Here is a 16253-nt window from a genome sequence, read left to right as displayed (position 1 = left end):
TGGCAGGATACCCGACTCAATAGGCTTCAGCCCCACAGTGGACCCTACTGACTGGTAAGCCGGATGCGGGAGATCCGCCAGTCCGGTTTGGAGGGAGGGGTGCGGTCAATCCCGCATTCCTACCCCTATCAATTGTAGTGTTGTCCGTCCACGGACAAGTGCCCGAGCGCAGCGGGCCTCGTAACCTCGTTTCCTACAATCGGGACTGTAGGGGACAACGTAAGGAGTCCTCGGATCGGATCATCTTTGGCCTTGAGTTCCTGCATTGTTCTGATATCGATTAACACTGAATCGCTGAGGTGTTATCCGCCGGGTGCTTGGTCGCCGAACACTCGGCAGATTCGCCCTTGGTTTCATCTCTAATGTTGTACCTCATGAAAAACCTCCCATACACTCTCTTCTCACTGGTCCTGCTTTGCTCTGCCGGCCCCGCCATCGGTGCGGATCTCGTCTGGACCAACTCGGCTGGCGGTAGCTGGAACAGCCCTGCCAATTGGAACCCCAATCAGGTGCCTGGTCTCTCTGATCACGCTTTCATTACTCAACCCGGGAACTATGCGGTGGGATTGACGGCCAACCAGACGGTTGGAGCGTTTACCCTGGGTGCGACTAGCGGGAGCAGCACGCAAACGTTGTCGCTGAACGGACGCGTGTTTGCCATCAGCGGTTTGGGCCGAGTTCACACGCACGGAGTCCTCAACCTCAATGGGGGCAATCTGGGAGGTGGAGGTACGAACCGAATTGATGGTGTGCTGAACTGGACCGCGGGGGATCTGAGCGGCGCGACAACGCTTATAGTAGGCTCAGAAGGAGTTCTTAACATCGAGACGGGCGGGCAGCACGACCTGCCCGGGATCACCTTGATCAATGAGGGCGTGGTGGTCTGGAATGCCGGGCAGATCCGTGGCGGTCAAGGCACGCTGATCCAGAACCAGGGGCGGTGGATCGCCAAGGCGGACAACCAGATCAACGGCGCGTTTGGCGGGGCTATATCCTTCAACAACTTGGGCCTGTTTGAGGTCCCGAGTGGTACTGCGAGCCTCTTGGTTTCCGGCAGCAGCTCGGGCGAATTCAATGTCGCCGCGGGCGCCGTCTGCAGCTTCCACCGCCCGCACGCATTCCTCGACGGCGCTGCCTTTACCGGGGCGGGCATCAATCGCCTGGCCGATGGTGCCTTTGTCTTGGAGGGTGACATCAGGTGCCAGAGCGTGGAGCTGAACGGGGGGTCGTTGAGCGGCACCCATCGTTTGGTTGGGGCGTTTAACTGGGTGAGCGGAAGCCTGGCGGCCAACAGCACCACCACCATCCCGGACGGATCGACCTTCAACATCATCTCAGGGAACCTCCACGATCTGGCGGGGCACACCTTGATCAATGAAGGCGTGGTGGCGTGGAATGCCGGACAGATCCGCGGCGGTCAGGGCAGCGTGATCCAGAACAAGGGTCGGTGGGTCGCAATGGCGAACAGCCAGATCAACAATGCCTACGGCGGCCCTGGTGTCTTCAATAACCTCGGCCTGGTTGAGATTCCGAACGATAGCACGGTCTTCTTCGTCAACGGCGAGAGCTCAGGCGAGGTCAGGGTTGCGGGAGGCGCTCTCTGCAGCTTCAACCTAGCCAACACGTTCCGCGATGGGGCTTCGTTTACCGGCGCGGGTATCGCTCGGCTTTCTAGTGGGGTGTTCACGCTGGAGGGAACCATCCAATGCCAAAGCCTCGAGCTGAATGGAGGGTCGCTCAGTGGCACCCATCGGCTCGCCGGGTCTTTCAATTGGGTGAATGGGCTTCTGAACGGCGGCAGCACCACCACCATCCCGGACGGATCGACCCTGAATATTGTCACCGGAAACCTCCATGACTTGCCGGGGCACACGTTGATCAACGAAGGGGTGGTGGTCTGGAGCGGCGGACAAATCCGCGGGGGGCAAGGCAGCGTGATCGAGAACAAGGGGCGTTGGATTGCCAAGGCGGACAGCCAGATCAATGTGGGCTACGGAGGGGCGGGCACTTTCAATAATTCCGGGACCTACGACGTGCAGGAGAAGAACTCGACCCTCCTCACCCCCGGGACCAGCACGGGTATCTTCCGGGTGGCTACGGGGCTGGTTTCCCTGTTTGGAGCTGGCTACAATTTCGATAACGGTACCGCCTTTCGCGGAGAAGGAATCAACCGACTGTCGAATGGCGTGAAGACGCTGAACGGCATCATTGTTAGCGACAATCTGGAGATCGAAGGAGGGTCTATCCGGGGGATCCACACCCTGGTCGGCACGGTCAACTGGGTTAGCGGCGTTCTGGATGTGGCCGCGGAGCAGCCCGGCGTCACCACCATCGCCCCGGGCGCTACATTTAACATCGTATCAGGAAACCTTCACGATTTGCCGGGACACACTTTGATCAACGAAGGAACGGTCGTTTGGACCGGAGGGCAGGTGCGTAACGGGCTGGGCAGCGTGATCGAGAACAAGGGGCTATGGATCGCCCGTACGAGCAGTCAGATCAACGCGGCTTATGGGGGCGTCTCCGCCTTTAATAACTCGGGAGTATTCGATGTCCAGAACGCCTCGGTGACCTTTGTGATGCCGGGGGCCAGCACGGGCACTTTCAATGTCGGGGCGGAGGCCTTGTGCGTTTTTTCCACGTCGCATAATTACAACAATGGGACCTCGTTTACCGGCGCGGGCATCAACCGGCTCCAGGCAGGACAGGCCAATCTGAACGGAACCATTTTTTGCCAAAACCTGGAGTTGGTTGGCGGCACCCTGATTGGCGATCACACGATCAGCGGAACGGGCTCTTTCCAGGGCCTGCTCACCTGGATCAGTGGCGACATGATCAGCACTGGCACCACGACCATCGGCAACAATGCAACGCTCCATATCACTACCGGAAATGCTCATGACTTGCCTTCTCATGTGCTCATCAACAACGGAACCGTCCGTTGGAGTGGGGGGCTGATCCGCGGCGGAAACGGGGCCTCGATTCAGAATAATGGCTTATGGCTTGTCGAGGTGGACTCCCGCATCGACAATGCCTACGGAGGAGCCCTCACCACTTTCCACAATGCCGGAACCTTCCGCAAGACAGGCAGCGCGGGCACTTCCACAATCCAGATCGAGTTCGGTAACAGCGGAACAGTGGATCTCCAGACGGGTGACCTGAGTCTTGCCCCGGTAAATGGGACCCCCTACATCCAGACAGGCGGCCTGACGCAGTTGGGTGGCGGTCGGCTGTCTAACGCCAACGGTGTTCAGATTCGAGCAGGCGGGTTAGGCGGGATCGGCGTCGTGCAGGGGAATGTGGTCAGCTCGGGTTTCGTGGCTCCCAGCGGAAGCGGGTCGTTTACCATTGAAGGGAACTTCACCCAAGAGGGGGAGGGCACCACGCAGTTTGAGTTGGGAGGCACCTCCCCTGGCGTGAACTACAGCCGGTTCCACATCTCCGGTCGCGCCTCCCTCAGCGGGAGCGCCAGCCTCCGAACCATCAACGGCTTCGTGCCCGCCGCGACCGATACCTTCGACGTGATGAGTTTCGGATCTCGCCGGGGCGCCTTTCAATGCTACAATGGCTTCATCCTCCTAGGGCACGATCGCCAGTTGACCGCGGAGTACGGGCCCACCCTCGTTACCTTGAAAACCGAGGCTAAGCCAGATCCCGCCGGCCCGAGTCTCACCATCAGTCGCCTGACCCAGGGCACGGTGATGCTTTGCTGGCCCGAGGAGTTCCCCGGATATCGATTGCAGTCGACCGAAGATGTCGTCAGCCTGCCGATCCTATGGACGGATGTTCCGTTGACCTCCTCCAATAAGGTGATCATCAATCCCACGCTCGCCATGGAGTTTTTCCGGCTGGTGAAGGTTGGGCAGTGACGAGCGACGAGTGGGCCTGCAGCGCTGTAGGCGACAATGTGAGGAGTCGTCCCGCCGCGCTCCCCTCAAAACTCGCCGAAGGGGAACTGAGTTGAACCGCAAAGGACGCGACGTCGGAAGGGAAAGGACTCCCGATGCCCCACACTAAGGCACCCTACTTCGCCGCTGCGGCTACGCCGGGCACGCGTCACGCGCGGGACATGCATGGGCTCGACGGAGTCTCTCCCTACCTTTCGATCGCGAGAACGTCCACAGCCCGTTTGGCATTGGATCTCTCAAAATTCGCGCATTTCTCGATTCCCTTTCCCGAGCTTCGCCCGGCACAGTGGCGGGGTTATGCGAGTCCGCTTCCTCTTGGGACCTGCGGGCAGCGGAAAGACGTTTCGCTGTCTGCAGGAAATGGGTCAGGCTCTTGCCGAGCCTGAGGGGCCGCCTTTGCTCATGCTGGCCCCCAAGCAGGCCACCTTTCAGCTGGAGCGTCAGATTCTCGCGCTGCCCGGGATCGGGGGCTATACCCGGCTTCAAATTCTCTCCTTTGAACGGTTGGCGGAGCTGATGCTCGAGAATCTACAAGGAGCCCCACCCCGGTTGCTCGAGGAGGAGGGACGGCTCATGGTCCTGCGGGCGCTGCTGATGGAAAAGCAGTCTGAACTCAAAATTTTCCATGCCACGGCGCGCCTTCCCGGATTCGCCCGCCAACTGAGCGTTCTCCTGCGTGAATGCCAGCGCAGTCAGGTCACGTCGAAGCGGCTCCAGGACCTGGCAGCGAAGGTTCAAGGCACGGGAGCGCTGGCTCTCAAGCTGTCGGACTTGGCTTTGCTACTGGCAGCCTATCGGGAGTGGCTCGACGGACAGGGGCTTCAGGATGCGACCTCCTTGCTGGATTTGGCGGCAGAGGAGTTGGGCGCTCTGAGTCGTCCGGGTTTGAGCGCGGAAGACGCGGCTCAGAGTTCCCACTCCGGTCTGCCCGTGGGCGACACGCTTCAGTTAGGCGGAATCTGGTTGGATGGATTTGCCGAAATGACCGGTCAAGAGCTGGAGCTGTTGGCGTCGATCGTGCCGTTGTCACAACAAACCACTCTGGCCTTCTGTCTCGACCACCAGCCTCAGGAGGATCCTTCCTGGCTTTCGACGTGGTCGGTGGTGGGGCAAACCTATCGCCGCTGCTGGCAGCGGCTCAGTGGAATCCCGGGCATCGAGTTGATGACCGAGCTGCTCGAACGACGTCCCACGGTTGGCAGGTTTCGGCAGTGCACCGTGCTCCGGCACCTGGAAGAGAATTGGCCGGTGACCTCGCCGCGCTGTTTTGTGGCTTCCGGAGGCGTTCCAGCGGTTGAGGCGTCCGAGGGGGTTTCATCGGTTCCTGAAGTGAGGGATGATCTTCATCGCTCACTGCGCTTGGTGCATTGTGGGCATCCGGAGGGGGAAGCCTTGATGGCCGCTCGGGAGGTGCTGCGCTTCGTTCGCGAGAGCGGCGCTCGGTTTCGTGATTGTGCGGTGCTCGTTCGATCGCAAGAGGCCTACCACGCGGTGCTGCGTCGCGTGTTCTCGCGTTATGGCATTCCATTCTTCATGGACCGCCGCGAGCCGATGGGACATCACCCGATGGCTGAACTGACCCGCAGCGCTTTGCGCGTCGCCGCGCTACAGTGGCGTCACGACGATCTTTTCAGCGCGCTCAAAACCGGCTTGGCTGGGTTGGATGATGCCGGCACTGATTGGTTGGAGAATGCCGCGCTGGCACATGGGTGGACCGGCAACGACTGGTTGCAGCCATTGAAGGACCGTGGTGACTCCCAGGATATGGAGCGTGCCGAAGCCACTCGGCTAACCCTGGCGCCCGTCTTTGAGGGGTTGGCGGAGGGTCTTTCGGCGGGTGCCTCGCCCGGGCCTTCCGGATCCGAGATCGCCGTGGCGGTTCGGGAGTTCTGGGATCGATTGAAGGTGCGGGAGCAACTGGAGCAATGGTCGGAAGCGGTGGACGCACAATGGCTCCAACCGCGCTCGATTCACCTGACGGTTTGGGAGGAGATGCAAGGCTGGCTGAGGAACCTGGAGCTGGCCTTCCCGGATCGACAGATGCCCTTGCGCGAGTGGTTGCCCATTCTGGAGTCCGGGATGGCGAGCCTGACTGTGGGCGTGATCCCGCCGGCGCTCGACCAGGTCATGATTGGAGCAATCGATCGCTCTCGAAATCCTGAGCTGCGACTCGCCATTGTTCTGGGGGTCAATGAAGGAGTGTTTCCCGCACCGCCGATGCCTCCGGCGATTCTCACGGAGGCCGAGCGTGCTCGGTTGACATTGGAGGAGGTGCCCTTGGGCATGAACTCCCGTCGGCACTTGGGACATGAGCGCTATTTTGGATACATCGCTTTCTCGCGTTCGACTGAACGCTTGGTCGTCGCTTGGTCCACTGCGGATCGCGATGGCAAGACCCTGAACGCCTCTCCATTCATCGGCCATTTGCTGCGCATGTTTCCTGAGTTGCGCACCGAGGAGTTTTCGCGGGTTCCACCCTGGCAGGCAGCGGAGCATGTGAGTGATCTGGCGGCGGACTTGGTTCGGTCGCGTCGACGAGAGTTTGGCGGGGCGGATGACCTTGAATCGGAACCGCAGTCCTCGGAGGACCTGGGCATGTCGACCGAGTTGGTGGAGAGGTTTGCGCAGATCCCCTCGCTGCGCTCTCTGGATGAACGCTGCCACCTCATGTTGGAAGGCCTGGCGGCCACCTCGCTTAAGCCGGTGGTAGCCGAGCAGCTGTACGGTAAGAGCCTGATGACCTCGGTAAGCGCTTTGGAGGATTATGCGGCCTGTCCTTTTAAGTTCTTCGTTGCTCGCGGATTGGGGGCGAAGGAGCGGGAGTTCTTTGAAGCGGATGTTCGCGAGCGGGGAAGTTTTCAACACGAGTTACTCGAGCGTTTTCACGTCAGCTTGAGGGAATCCGGACGGAAGTGGCGCGACTTGACGCCGCAGGCAGCCGTTTCCTTGGTGCAGGACTTAGGCAATCTTCTGCTGCGGAGCTATCGTGGTGGGCTGTTCGAGTCGAGCCCGGAGGCTCGATACATGGGGCGTCAGCTCGTGGTGCGGGTAGCGCGGATGATGGGTGTGCTGGTGGGTTGGATGGCGCAGTATCGATTCGACCCAGTGGCGGTCGAGCTCAGTTTTGGCCTGGGTGATCCGGGGCTGCCCGGGTGGAAGGTTCCCGTTGACGAACACCATGAACTTCTGCTGCGCGGACGAATCGATCGCATTGATGTGTGCGAGCTATCGGGAGAACCTGGGACTCTGGCGGTGGTGGTGGACTACAAGTCATCGAACAAAACGTTGTCGCCGGTGCGCCTCGAGCATGGGTTGCAGCTCCAGCTGCTCTCCTATTTGGGAGTCCTGAAGAATGCGCCGGACCTCACTTCGTTCCTGGGGACAGCGAAGGTCGATCCGATCGGGGTGTTTTACATCAGTCTGAAGCCTCAGCGTCTGCTGTCGGACACGCGGGCGGAGGGCTTGGAGGTTGCCGAGGCGCAGACTCAGGAGGCCTACCGGCATCAGGGTCGCTTCGATCGTTCCCATCTCGCCCTGCTGGACAGCCGCGGGGCGACCAAGGGAGATCAGTTCGTTTACAGCAAGAACAAGAGCGGAGAGTTTTCCGCTCGAGGCAACCAGGGGCTCACGCCGATGGCTTTCGCCGATCTGCAGGCGCAGGTGGCGCGGCATCTGACCCAATTCGGCCAGCAGATCTACGCGGGACGCCTGGAGCCCTCGCCCTACCAGATCAAGAAGGAGCGAGCCTGCGACTTCTGCGAATTTCGATCGGTGTGCCGGTTCGATCCGTGGACCGATAGCTTCCGCATTCTGCGAGAGGCGGGTGAAGCATGAGCTCGGGATCCACGATGCAGTTCACCCCGGCTCAAAGCGCTGCCATTGCCGCAGAAGGTAATGTTCTGGTGGTGGCGGGAGCCGGAACGGGCAAGACGCGAACCCTCATTCAGCGCTGTCTCAGACTGTTGCAGGATGGGGCCTCCCTGGAGCATTTGCTTTTGGTCACCTTCACCGAGGCGGCGGCCGCCGAGATGAAGGCGCGGTTGCGTCTGGGATTGGACGCATTAATCGCCGCCCATCCGACTCAGCTGCACCTGCAGGAGCAGGTGGCACTGCTTGACAACGCCCAGATCTCCACACTGCACAGTTTTTGCCTCAAGCTGATCCGCGACCATTTTCATGAGCTGGCCTTGGACCCGCAGATCGTGGTGCTGGATGAGGCTCAGCTGCAGCCCCTGGTCGATGAGGCAATGGACGCGGCTCTGGAGCTGTTCTTGTTGGAAGGCGCGCGAGTGGCGCACGCGTCCAATAGCTTGCTGGCTCAATTCGCCGGAGAGGGCGGAGCGGGGTTGCGCCATCTGATCTGGCGACTTCACCGCTACGCTCAGACCCTTCCCGAACCCGCCCGTTGGCTGGACGAGCAGGAGTCTCTCTTCCAGATGGAGCAGCCCGTGCGGTGGCGCGAGTGGCTCGTTCAGGAGTTTGTTCGCTGGGTGCCTGATTGGTTACGCAGGCTGGAGCCGTCCTTGGATTGTTCAAACATTCGGCTCTGCTTTGAGACGTTAGCCGACCTGGCGTCGCCGCTCGATTTGGCGGGCTTCGAGCGGGCCGTGGAGGCGATCCGGATCGCCGACGAGGAGACGCCCTGGGAGCGAGGAACGAAGACGAAGGTTCGGAAATCTTTGGAGCGCTTTTTTGACGAGGCGGCCTTCTTTCGGAGCTTGGTTTCTGTGGGGCGTGGGGCGGAGGATCCGTTGCAAGCGGATTGGAATGCGGTTCGTCAGGAGATGCTGGTGGTCCTTCGAATGGTGAAGGAGTTCCAGAAACGTTTCGAACGATCGAAACGAGAACTGGGGGGGGTGGATTTCGCTGACATCGAGCAGTTGTCCCTTCGTTTGCTGTGGGATGATACCGGCGCGCCGCGCCCGACGGCACTGCGCTGTCGCGAGCAGTTCACGCATGTGTTCGTGGATGAGGTTCAGGATATCAACGCGGCCCAGGATGCAATTTTGCGAGGGGTGAGCCGCGGGGGGGCGGAGGGGAATCGCTTCTTGGTGGGGGACATCAAGCAAAGCATTTATCGATTCCGACTCGCGAATCCGGCGATCTTCCGCGGCTACTTGGATGCGTGGAGACATCCTGGCGGCGGGCAGCAAGTCATCTCGCTGTCGGACAACTTCCGCAGTCGGGAAGGAATTCTTCGCTACGTCAACGCGTTGTTCGACCAGATGATGCAATCGGGGGTCGGAGGGGTGGTTTACGATGAAGAGAGCCATCTTCGTTTCGGAAATCCGGAGACTCGGTTCCGGCTGAAGCATTCCGATACTGAGTGCCGGGTACAGCTCTGTGTGCTGAGCGCGGAATCCGCAGAGGAAGTGGAGGCGGGGTCGTCGGACGAGATGTCCAACGATGCGGAAGAGTTATTGTCCAGCGAGCGCGAGGCGCGTTGGTTGGCGGACCATTTTAAACAGCTGCACGCGACGGGGCATCTGGTCTGGGATGATTCCTTGAAGGAATTTCGCGGGGTTCGTTGGGACGACATGGTGGTGCTCCTGCGGTCTCCGGGGGCGAAGGTAGAGAGCTATGCCAAGGAGTTCCATCGCGCGGGAGTGCCCATCAGTGCGCCGCGCGGCGGGTTTTTTGACAGTCAGGAGATTTTGGATCTGTTGAGCCTGTTGCGGCTCCTCGACAATCCCATTCAAGATATTCCCCTGCTGGCGGTGCTTCGGTCGCCGCTGGGCGGTTTTTCAGCGGAGGACCTGGTTTCCATCCGGCTGATCGATAAACGAGTGCCCTTGTGGACAGCTCTCGTGCGCGCCTCAAATCCGAGTTTGAGTGCAGGCTTGGAAGTCCTGCCGGTTGCATGTCGGAACAAAGCTGTCCAATTCGTCGCCCAATACACTCGCTGGCGCCAGGCCATTCGGCTCGGGGTGCTCTCCAACTGTCTCGAGACGATTCTGTCGGATACCCATTACGAGGCGCTGCTCGAGGCGGAGGAGCGAGGTGAATCGCGGCTCGCGAACGTCCGGCGGCTGTTGGATCTGACGCGCCAGTATGATCCCTACCAGCGACAGGGGCTGTTCCGGTTTTTGCGTTTCGTCGATGCTCAGCAGGAATCAGATCAGGATCTGGATTCGGCTGCGGCGGTCGCACCCAATGCGGTGCGCCTGATGAGTATTCACAAAAGCAAGGGACTCGAGTTTCCCGTGGTGGCGGTGGCCGACCTAAACAAGCCGTTTAACGCGGGGGATTTGCAGCAGGATGTGCTGCTGGATGAGGTTTATGGGCTTTGTCCACGGGTGGTTCTTCCCGAAACCGGCGTGCGTTACTCGAGCTTGGCGCATTGGTTGGCACGGCGGCGGGGCCGTCGCGAGTTGCTCGGCGAGGAACTGCGGTTGCTGTATGTAGCCCTCACTCGGGCGCGGGATCTGTTGATCCTGGTGGGACATGGGAAGCTGAAGGATTGGGAGATGCCGGTGGAAGGTGAGTTTCCGGTTTCGGCGCGTCCGTTGGCTTGGGAGATTTCCCAAGCGCGCAGCTCACTGCATTGGATACGGCTTTGGTTTCAGCGGCACGCGCGCCCTGACTGGTGGGAACATCAATATGGCGGCAAATCGCCGTTGTTGAGCTGGGTGATTGGTCCAGCGGCCGATCTGAGGCTAGAGGATCGGAAACCAGAGAGAGAGTTGCCTGCTCAGAGCGTGGCGGTTGAAGACGGGGTCGTGATTGCGGAGATCGAGCGGCGGGTGACTTGGAGTTATCCGCACCAAGCGGCTTCGGTAGAGCCGGCGAAGACCACGGTCTCAACCCTGCGTCATCGACAACGCGAGCTGGATTCCGAGGGCGTTCCCCTGTTTCGCGGGAAGCATCGTCCGTCAAGGGGTTCAGCAGCGCCGTCCTCATCGCCTGAGGAAGGGAAATCGCTTTCGGCCACGGAGCGAGGGACGTTGCATCACTTGTTCCTCCAATGGATGGATCTCGATCATGCGGATAGCCTTCTGGATCTGCAGAATGAAGGCGAACGCTTGTGCCGTTCGGGAGTTTTTACCCAGGACGAACTGCGTTCGATTCGGTTCAAAACCTTGGCGGCGTTTTGGCAGTCGGAACTGGGGATGCGGATTCGCAAGGAAAGGGATCGTGTGCAGCGTGAGCTTCCGTTCACGGCTCGACTCTCGACCGTGGACCTTCGCCGTCTCGGGGTGATCCAGCCGGATCTGGACCTGGCAGATGACGAGTATGTCGTGGTTCAGGGTCAGGTAGATCTTGCCGTTGTGCTCCGTGAAGAAATCTGGCTGTTGGATTTCAAGACTGACGCCGTGGCGGTGGAGGATGTTGACGCCCGGGCGAAACACTATGAAGTGCAGATTCGGATCTATGCGCTCGCGCTCGAGGCGATTTATCAGCGGCCAGTCACCCATCGATGGCTGCACTTCTTGACTGTCGATCAGACCGTGTCGTTGGGAGGGTGAGTGCGCTTTGTTAGCAGGAACTCCAGCAGTAGCCGCAAAGAACGAAAGGAGACGAAAGAAGCGGACCGAGTTTTTTGAACCGCGAAGGACGCAAAGGACGCGATGGGGAAGGGGAAAGACCCCGAATGTCTCTCACTAAGGCACCCTACTTCGCCGCCGCGGCTACGAAGGGCAGGCTAAACTCACAAAGCTCCGGAAGCGAACAGAACCGGGTCCGAGCCAGAGAAGAAGAACAGGAACAGGTCTTTCTCTTTCTGCCGGTTTCCTGCGGAAAGCTTAGTGAGCTTCGTGCCTTCCAAGTGAGGAAGTCGGGCTCCTCTTTTTCGGTGATCCCGCATGGCGTCCTTAGCGTCCTTTGCGGGTCAATCCTCAGTTTCCCGGTTCTAGTCGGGACAGGTTTGTGAGCTTCAAGGAAGGCAGCACTTCAAATCTACGGCTTGGGAGTCTCGTTGAAATAGACCGTCACGTTTTTGGTGGCGCGTCCGGCGGCGATGATGTCGAGCTTGCCGTCGCCATTGAGATCGGCGAGGCAGAGGTCCTCGCAGGCCATTTTGTTATCGTCGATGAGCGTGGTTCGCCAGTCTTTGGCCTCGTTGTCCAGCGGGGTGAAGAGCTTGATGCCCACTTTGATTCCCGGGCGATTCATCGCGCGCCAGCCTACGACGATCTGATCATAGCCAACGCCCAGCAGGTCACCGCAAGCAACGGCGTGACCATCGACCAGTTGTTCGTCGATGACTCGGCGTTGCCAGAATCGTTTGGCCGATCCGGTCGGGGGTGCGGTGTAGACCACCGCTTGGTTCCCGTGCATGGGTTCGACCGTGGCGACGAATCGTTTTTTTCCGGGCAGCAGACCATCGCGAACCTCGCCCGCACCGATGAAATTGGTCTCGCTGCCCTCGTTACCGACGATCTGTTGACGGCGCCAGCCGTTCGCCTCTTTGATAAAATGGAACACCCCCTCCTTCCCTCCTACCAGGAGCTCGTCCCAGTTCCTTCCTTCCCAGCGAACGGGCTGGAAGTTGTGGGTCATGTGCAGCGATGAGTCAATGATTTCGGTGCGCCAGTTTCCGCCCACGTCCTGCGGCATTCGGAGCGCATGGATGCGCACTCCCTCACCTTGCCCATTCTTGTTGCCGCGCCCATGCAAGGGCACGACCACCAGGTCGAAGTTTCCTGCTGGGTTGCGAATCCAGCGCATCCGGTGGACGGTTGGCTCATGGGGCAGAGTGACTGGCTTCCAAAGCTGCGTTCTATCCACAGGCGGCAGGAGAAAAAAGTTCGCCCCGCTTTTGAGGGTGTCTCCGGGGTTCCATCCCGCCCCTACTGCGATCTCCACCTTGCCATCTCCATTCAGATCAGCGACAGCCAGGCAGACATGGTCCAGTTCGGTTAGGCGCTCGGCAATGACATGTTTAGTCCAGTCGGGATTACGGTACCAAACAATGTGATTCTTGTCGGCGAGCACGATGTCGGATTTGCCATCCCCATCCACATCGCCGGTCGCGACGCCGTAACCGATCGCGATCTTGCTATCGATTTCCGCAGCTCGGAACTTGGGCTCCGGTGGCGTGGCAGCATGGATGGTGCATTGAATGCCTAACCAGGCAGACAAGAGATGAAGCGATGCTATTTTCATGATCCGACAAACGTTGGCTTCCATTGATACCTGTTGGGAACGTAGGAGGTGCGGACTGGTCTCCGCAATGGAAAAGGAGTTGACGTTCCGAGCAGCCGGGTTAGCTTGGTCCAAGTGTTAACGGCCAGCCAATGCTATTTTTGGTATAGGACTGCCGGGGGTTACTTTAGCCACCCGGCCGCCCTGCGCATTCGGCTGTCCTGACCTACAGATCTCGACAACAGCCAAGCCGCAGGTATCCACCTGCGGTTTTTTCGTTGGTGGCACCGGCGGCGCAATCCCAAGAAACCTATGATTATTGTTCTACGCCACAACACCTCCAAGAAGGACGAAGCCACCGTCGTGAAGGAGATTCGTCGACTGGGCTATCGTCCGCACGTGATGCGGGGAGTCGCTCGCACCGTCATCGGAGCGATCGGGGATGAACGGAAACATCAATCCCTCGACAAACTCTCCGCGCTCCCCCAGGTCGAAAGTGTCACCCCGATTCAGAAGCGCTACAAGCTGGTAAGCCGTGAGGCTCATCCCGTGGATTCGACGGTTAAAGCGGGGAAGGTCTTGATCGGTGGTAAGAAGTTCCAGGTGATGGCCGGTCCTTGCTCCGTCGAGAACGAGAAGCAGTTGTTGACCGCAGCGGTGGCGGTCAAGGAGGCGGGTGCGACCATTCTGCGGGGTGGAGCGTTCAAGCCCCGCACTTCGCCCTATGAGTTCCAAGGGTTGGGACTCAAAGGGCTGAAGTTGCTGGCGAAGGCTCGCAAGGAAACGGGCTTGCCCATTATCACCGAGTTGCTCTCGGAGCAGCAGGCGGAACTCGTTGCCGAATACTCGGATATTCTCCAGATTGGCACCCGTAACGCTCAGAATTTCCAACTCCTGGTCGCGGCTGCCAAGACCGGCAGGCCGGTACTGTTGAAGCGAGGATTGTCGATGCGTATGGAGGAGTGGTTGTTGGCCGGGGAGTACATCCTCGCAAACAACAATCCCAACCTAATGTTCTGTGAACGCGGGATCCGCACGTTCGAAACCTATACCCGCAACACTTTGGATCTGGCAGCGATTCCCATCCTGAAGCAGGAGTCGCACTGCCCGGTGGTGGTGGATCCCAGCCAAGGAGTTGGCCGTGCGGATCTGGTGGTGGCGATGTGCAAAGGCGCGGTGGCGATGGGAGCCGATGCCCTGCTCATTGAGGTGCATCCGAACCCGGCCGCGGCCTGGAGCGATGCCGCGCAGCAACTCTCGCTGGACGGTTTCAAACGGCTTATGAGCGAGCTGCGCCCCTTCATCGCTGCCGCGGGGCGGGAATGAAATGGCAGACGCGCCGGCACTGGAAACGGAGCGCCAGGGGATCGATCCCTTGCGTCTCCGTCGCGCCTTGGCTGAGGCGGTGCAGGGTCTGCGTGCAGAACGCGATGGACTCAGCCATTGGTCAGGTCAGCTCTCCAGCAGTGCGCTGTCCACCGCTACCGCAGTGGTCGCGTTGGCCTTGTCGGATCGGCACCTGGGCACCGATTTCGCCAGTCGAGTTGACGAGGGCTTGAGCTGGCTATCCACCTATGTGAACGCGGATGGCGGCTGGGGAGACACCGTTTGTAGCCGGAGTAACTTGAGCACCACCGTCCTGGTGTGGGCTGCCTTTGGTGCGGTGCCTGGGGCGGATGCCCGATACCTGGATCTCGTTCGACAAGCGGAGCGATGGATCACGGAGCATGCAGGGGGTATCGCTCCCGCGGTTCTGGCCCCGGCCATTGTACGAAGGTATGGAAAGGACCGGACCTTTTCGGTGCCGATTCTCACCCTCTGTGCGTTGAGCGGGCGGCTTGGATCGGGCCGCGAAGCCTGGCGAAATGTGATTCCGTTACCGTTCGAGTTGGCGGCCTGTCCCGCGCGGTGGTTTGCTGCCTTGCAGCTGCCGGTGGTCAGTTATGCGTTGCCTGCGTTGATCGCGATTGGCCAGGTTCGCTTTCACCATTCTCCGCCGCGGAACCCCATCGTGCGCGCTTTGCGATCCCTGGCTCTTGCGCGGACGTTGGGGGTCTTGGAACGCGTTCAGCCGCCGAATGGAGGCTTCCTGGAGGCCACGCCGTTGACCAGCTTTGTGACCATGAGCCTCGTTGGTGGTGGGGATGGGCGACATCCGGTGGCCGAGCGGGGGCTCCGGTTTCTGTGTGGCTCGCAACGTTCCGATGGCAGTTGGCCGATCGATACCAACCTCGCAACGTGGCTGACGACGCTGTCGTTGAACGCGCTACCTCCGACGGCGCTGGAGGAGGCCGACCGATCCGAGATTCTCAGCTGGTTGATGGGTCAACAGTACCGAACGCTTCATCCATATACCCAGGCGGCACCGGGCGGGTGGGCCTGGACTGATCTTCCTGGGGGGGTGCCTGACGCGGATGACACGGCAGGGGCGTTGGTGGCTTTGGCTGGGTTGACGGAAGCCTCCGGCGACGACCGAGCTCGCGTGCGGGAGGCGGCCGAGTGGGGTGTTCGGTGGCTGCTGGATTTGCAGAACCGCGATGGCGGGATGCCTACCTTCTGTCGGGGATGGGGTTCCTTGCCCTTCGATCGCAGTAGCACGGACATTACCGCACACGCGATGCGCGCCTGGCTGACGTGGCACGCTCAGCTGCCTGAGTCACTTCAAGAGCGGGTCGATCAGGCGATGCAACGGGCCTTTAGGTTTCTCGAGACGCAACAGCGTTCCAACGGCGCCTGGGTTCCGCTGTGGTTTGGGAATGAGGCCGAGGAGCAGGAGGAGAATCCGGCCTATGGAACCAGCCGGGTTCTGAGCGCACTCGTTGAGCTGCCGCTTGAGCGGTTTTCGGGAGCCGAGCGGCTGATCGAGTCGGGCTTTCGTTGGCTGATGCGGTGTCAGGACGACGACGGGGGATTTGGCGGAGCACCTGGACTCAGAGCTTCTGTGGAGGAAACGGCGTTGGCGGTGGAGGTGATGGGGAAATTCTTGGCAACGCCCGACCGATTCAGTGAGGAGTTTAGGGCTGGGCTGGCGGGAGCTTGGGTGACCGGGGTGAACTGGCTGATTCGGCGCGTGGAGACGGGGGAGTGGCGTCATCCTTCGCCGATCGGATTTTACTTCGCGAAGCTGTGGTACTTCGAGCGGTTGTACCCGCAAATCTTCACGGTCGGAGCGTTGCGAGCGGCGCTTGAATGTGTTGAACCGGACAGCGGCAGGTGTGACCACAGATTTCGCGGATGACTCGCATAAGGGAGGGGACTTGG

At 60.2% G+C, this 16253-nt stretch carries 6 protein-coding genes; 5 read left to right on the top strand and 1 reads right to left on the bottom strand.

The annotated features are described in order from the left end of the window. Window positions 1-374: 374 nt before the first annotated feature. The 3 genes from JNN07_16270 (at window position 375) to addA (ending at window position 11374) form a co-directional block, all read left to right on the top strand. The gene (locus JNN07_16270) at window positions 375-3869 is read left to right on the top strand and encodes a hypothetical protein (protein MBL9169297.1); all 3495 of its coding nucleotides are present in this window, start codon (window positions 375-377) and stop codon (window positions 3867-3869) included. Between the two features lie 336 nt (window positions 3870-4205). Beyond that, window positions 4206-7742 (top strand): PD-(D/E)XK nuclease family protein, encoded by a 3537-nt coding sequence (locus JNN07_16265; GenBank protein MBL9169296.1) that lies wholly within the window; start codon window positions 4206-4208, stop codon window positions 7740-7742. Beyond that, on the top strand, window positions 7739-11374 hold the full coding sequence (addA, locus tag JNN07_16260) for a helicase-exonuclease AddAB subunit AddA (GenBank protein MBL9169295.1): 3636 nt from the start codon (window positions 7739-7741) through the stop codon (window positions 11372-11374). Before JNN07_16265 ends, addA begins: the two co-directional genes overlap by 4 nt. Window positions 11375-11804: 430 nt before the next feature. Here the strand turns inward: addA and JNN07_16255 are convergent, their stop codons facing one another. Then, on the bottom strand, window positions 11805-13013 hold the full coding sequence (locus tag JNN07_16255) for a VCBS repeat-containing protein (protein ID MBL9169294.1): 1209 nt from the start codon (window positions 13011-13013) through the stop codon (window positions 11805-11807). Window positions 13014-13304: 291 nt separating this feature from the next. On the opposite strand from JNN07_16255, the gene aroF reads away from it, so the two are divergent. Continuing rightward, window positions 13305-14318, top strand: a complete 1014-nt coding sequence (aroF, locus tag JNN07_16250) for a 3-deoxy-7-phosphoheptulonate synthase (GenBank protein MBL9169293.1) — start codon at window positions 13305-13307, stop codon at window positions 14316-14318. Between the two features lies 1 nt (window position 14319). Continuing rightward, window positions 14320-16230 carry a hypothetical protein gene (locus tag JNN07_16245; GenBank protein MBL9169292.1) on the top strand — a complete coding sequence of 637 codons (1911 nt, stop codon included), beginning with the start codon at window positions 14320-14322 and terminating at the stop codon, window positions 16228-16230. Window positions 16231-16253: the final 23 nt, after the last annotated feature.

The organism is Verrucomicrobiales bacterium, assembly GCA_016793885.1.
In the GTDB taxonomy this organism is placed as follows: Bacteria; Verrucomicrobiota; Verrucomicrobiia; order Limisphaerales; family UBA11320; genus UBA11320.
This window is presented reverse-complemented; position numbering and strand designations above follow the sequence as displayed.

Excerpts from the sequence above, each read along its gene's own strand:
- aroF (MBL9169293.1), top strand. The coding sequence starts at position 13,305 with ATGATTATTGTTCTACGCCACAACACCTCCAAGAAGGACGAAGCCACC.
- JNN07_16270 (MBL9169297.1), top strand. The coding sequence starts at position 375 with ATGAAAAACCTCCCATACACTCTCTTCTCACTGGTCCTGCTTTGCTCT.
- JNN07_16245 (MBL9169292.1), top strand. The coding sequence starts at position 14,320 with ATGGCAGACGCGCCGGCACTGGAAACGGAGCGCCAGGGGATCGATCCC.
- JNN07_16265 (MBL9169296.1), top strand. The coding sequence starts at position 4,206 with ATGCGAGTCCGCTTCCTCTTGGGACCTGCGGGCAGCGGAAAGACGTTT.
- JNN07_16255 (MBL9169294.1), bottom strand. The coding sequence starts at position 13,013 with ATGAAAATAGCATCGCTTCATCTCTTGTCTGCCTGGTTAGGCATTCAA.
- addA (MBL9169295.1), top strand. The coding sequence starts at position 7,739 with ATGAGCTCGGGATCCACGATGCAGTTCACCCCGGCTCAAAGCGCTGCC.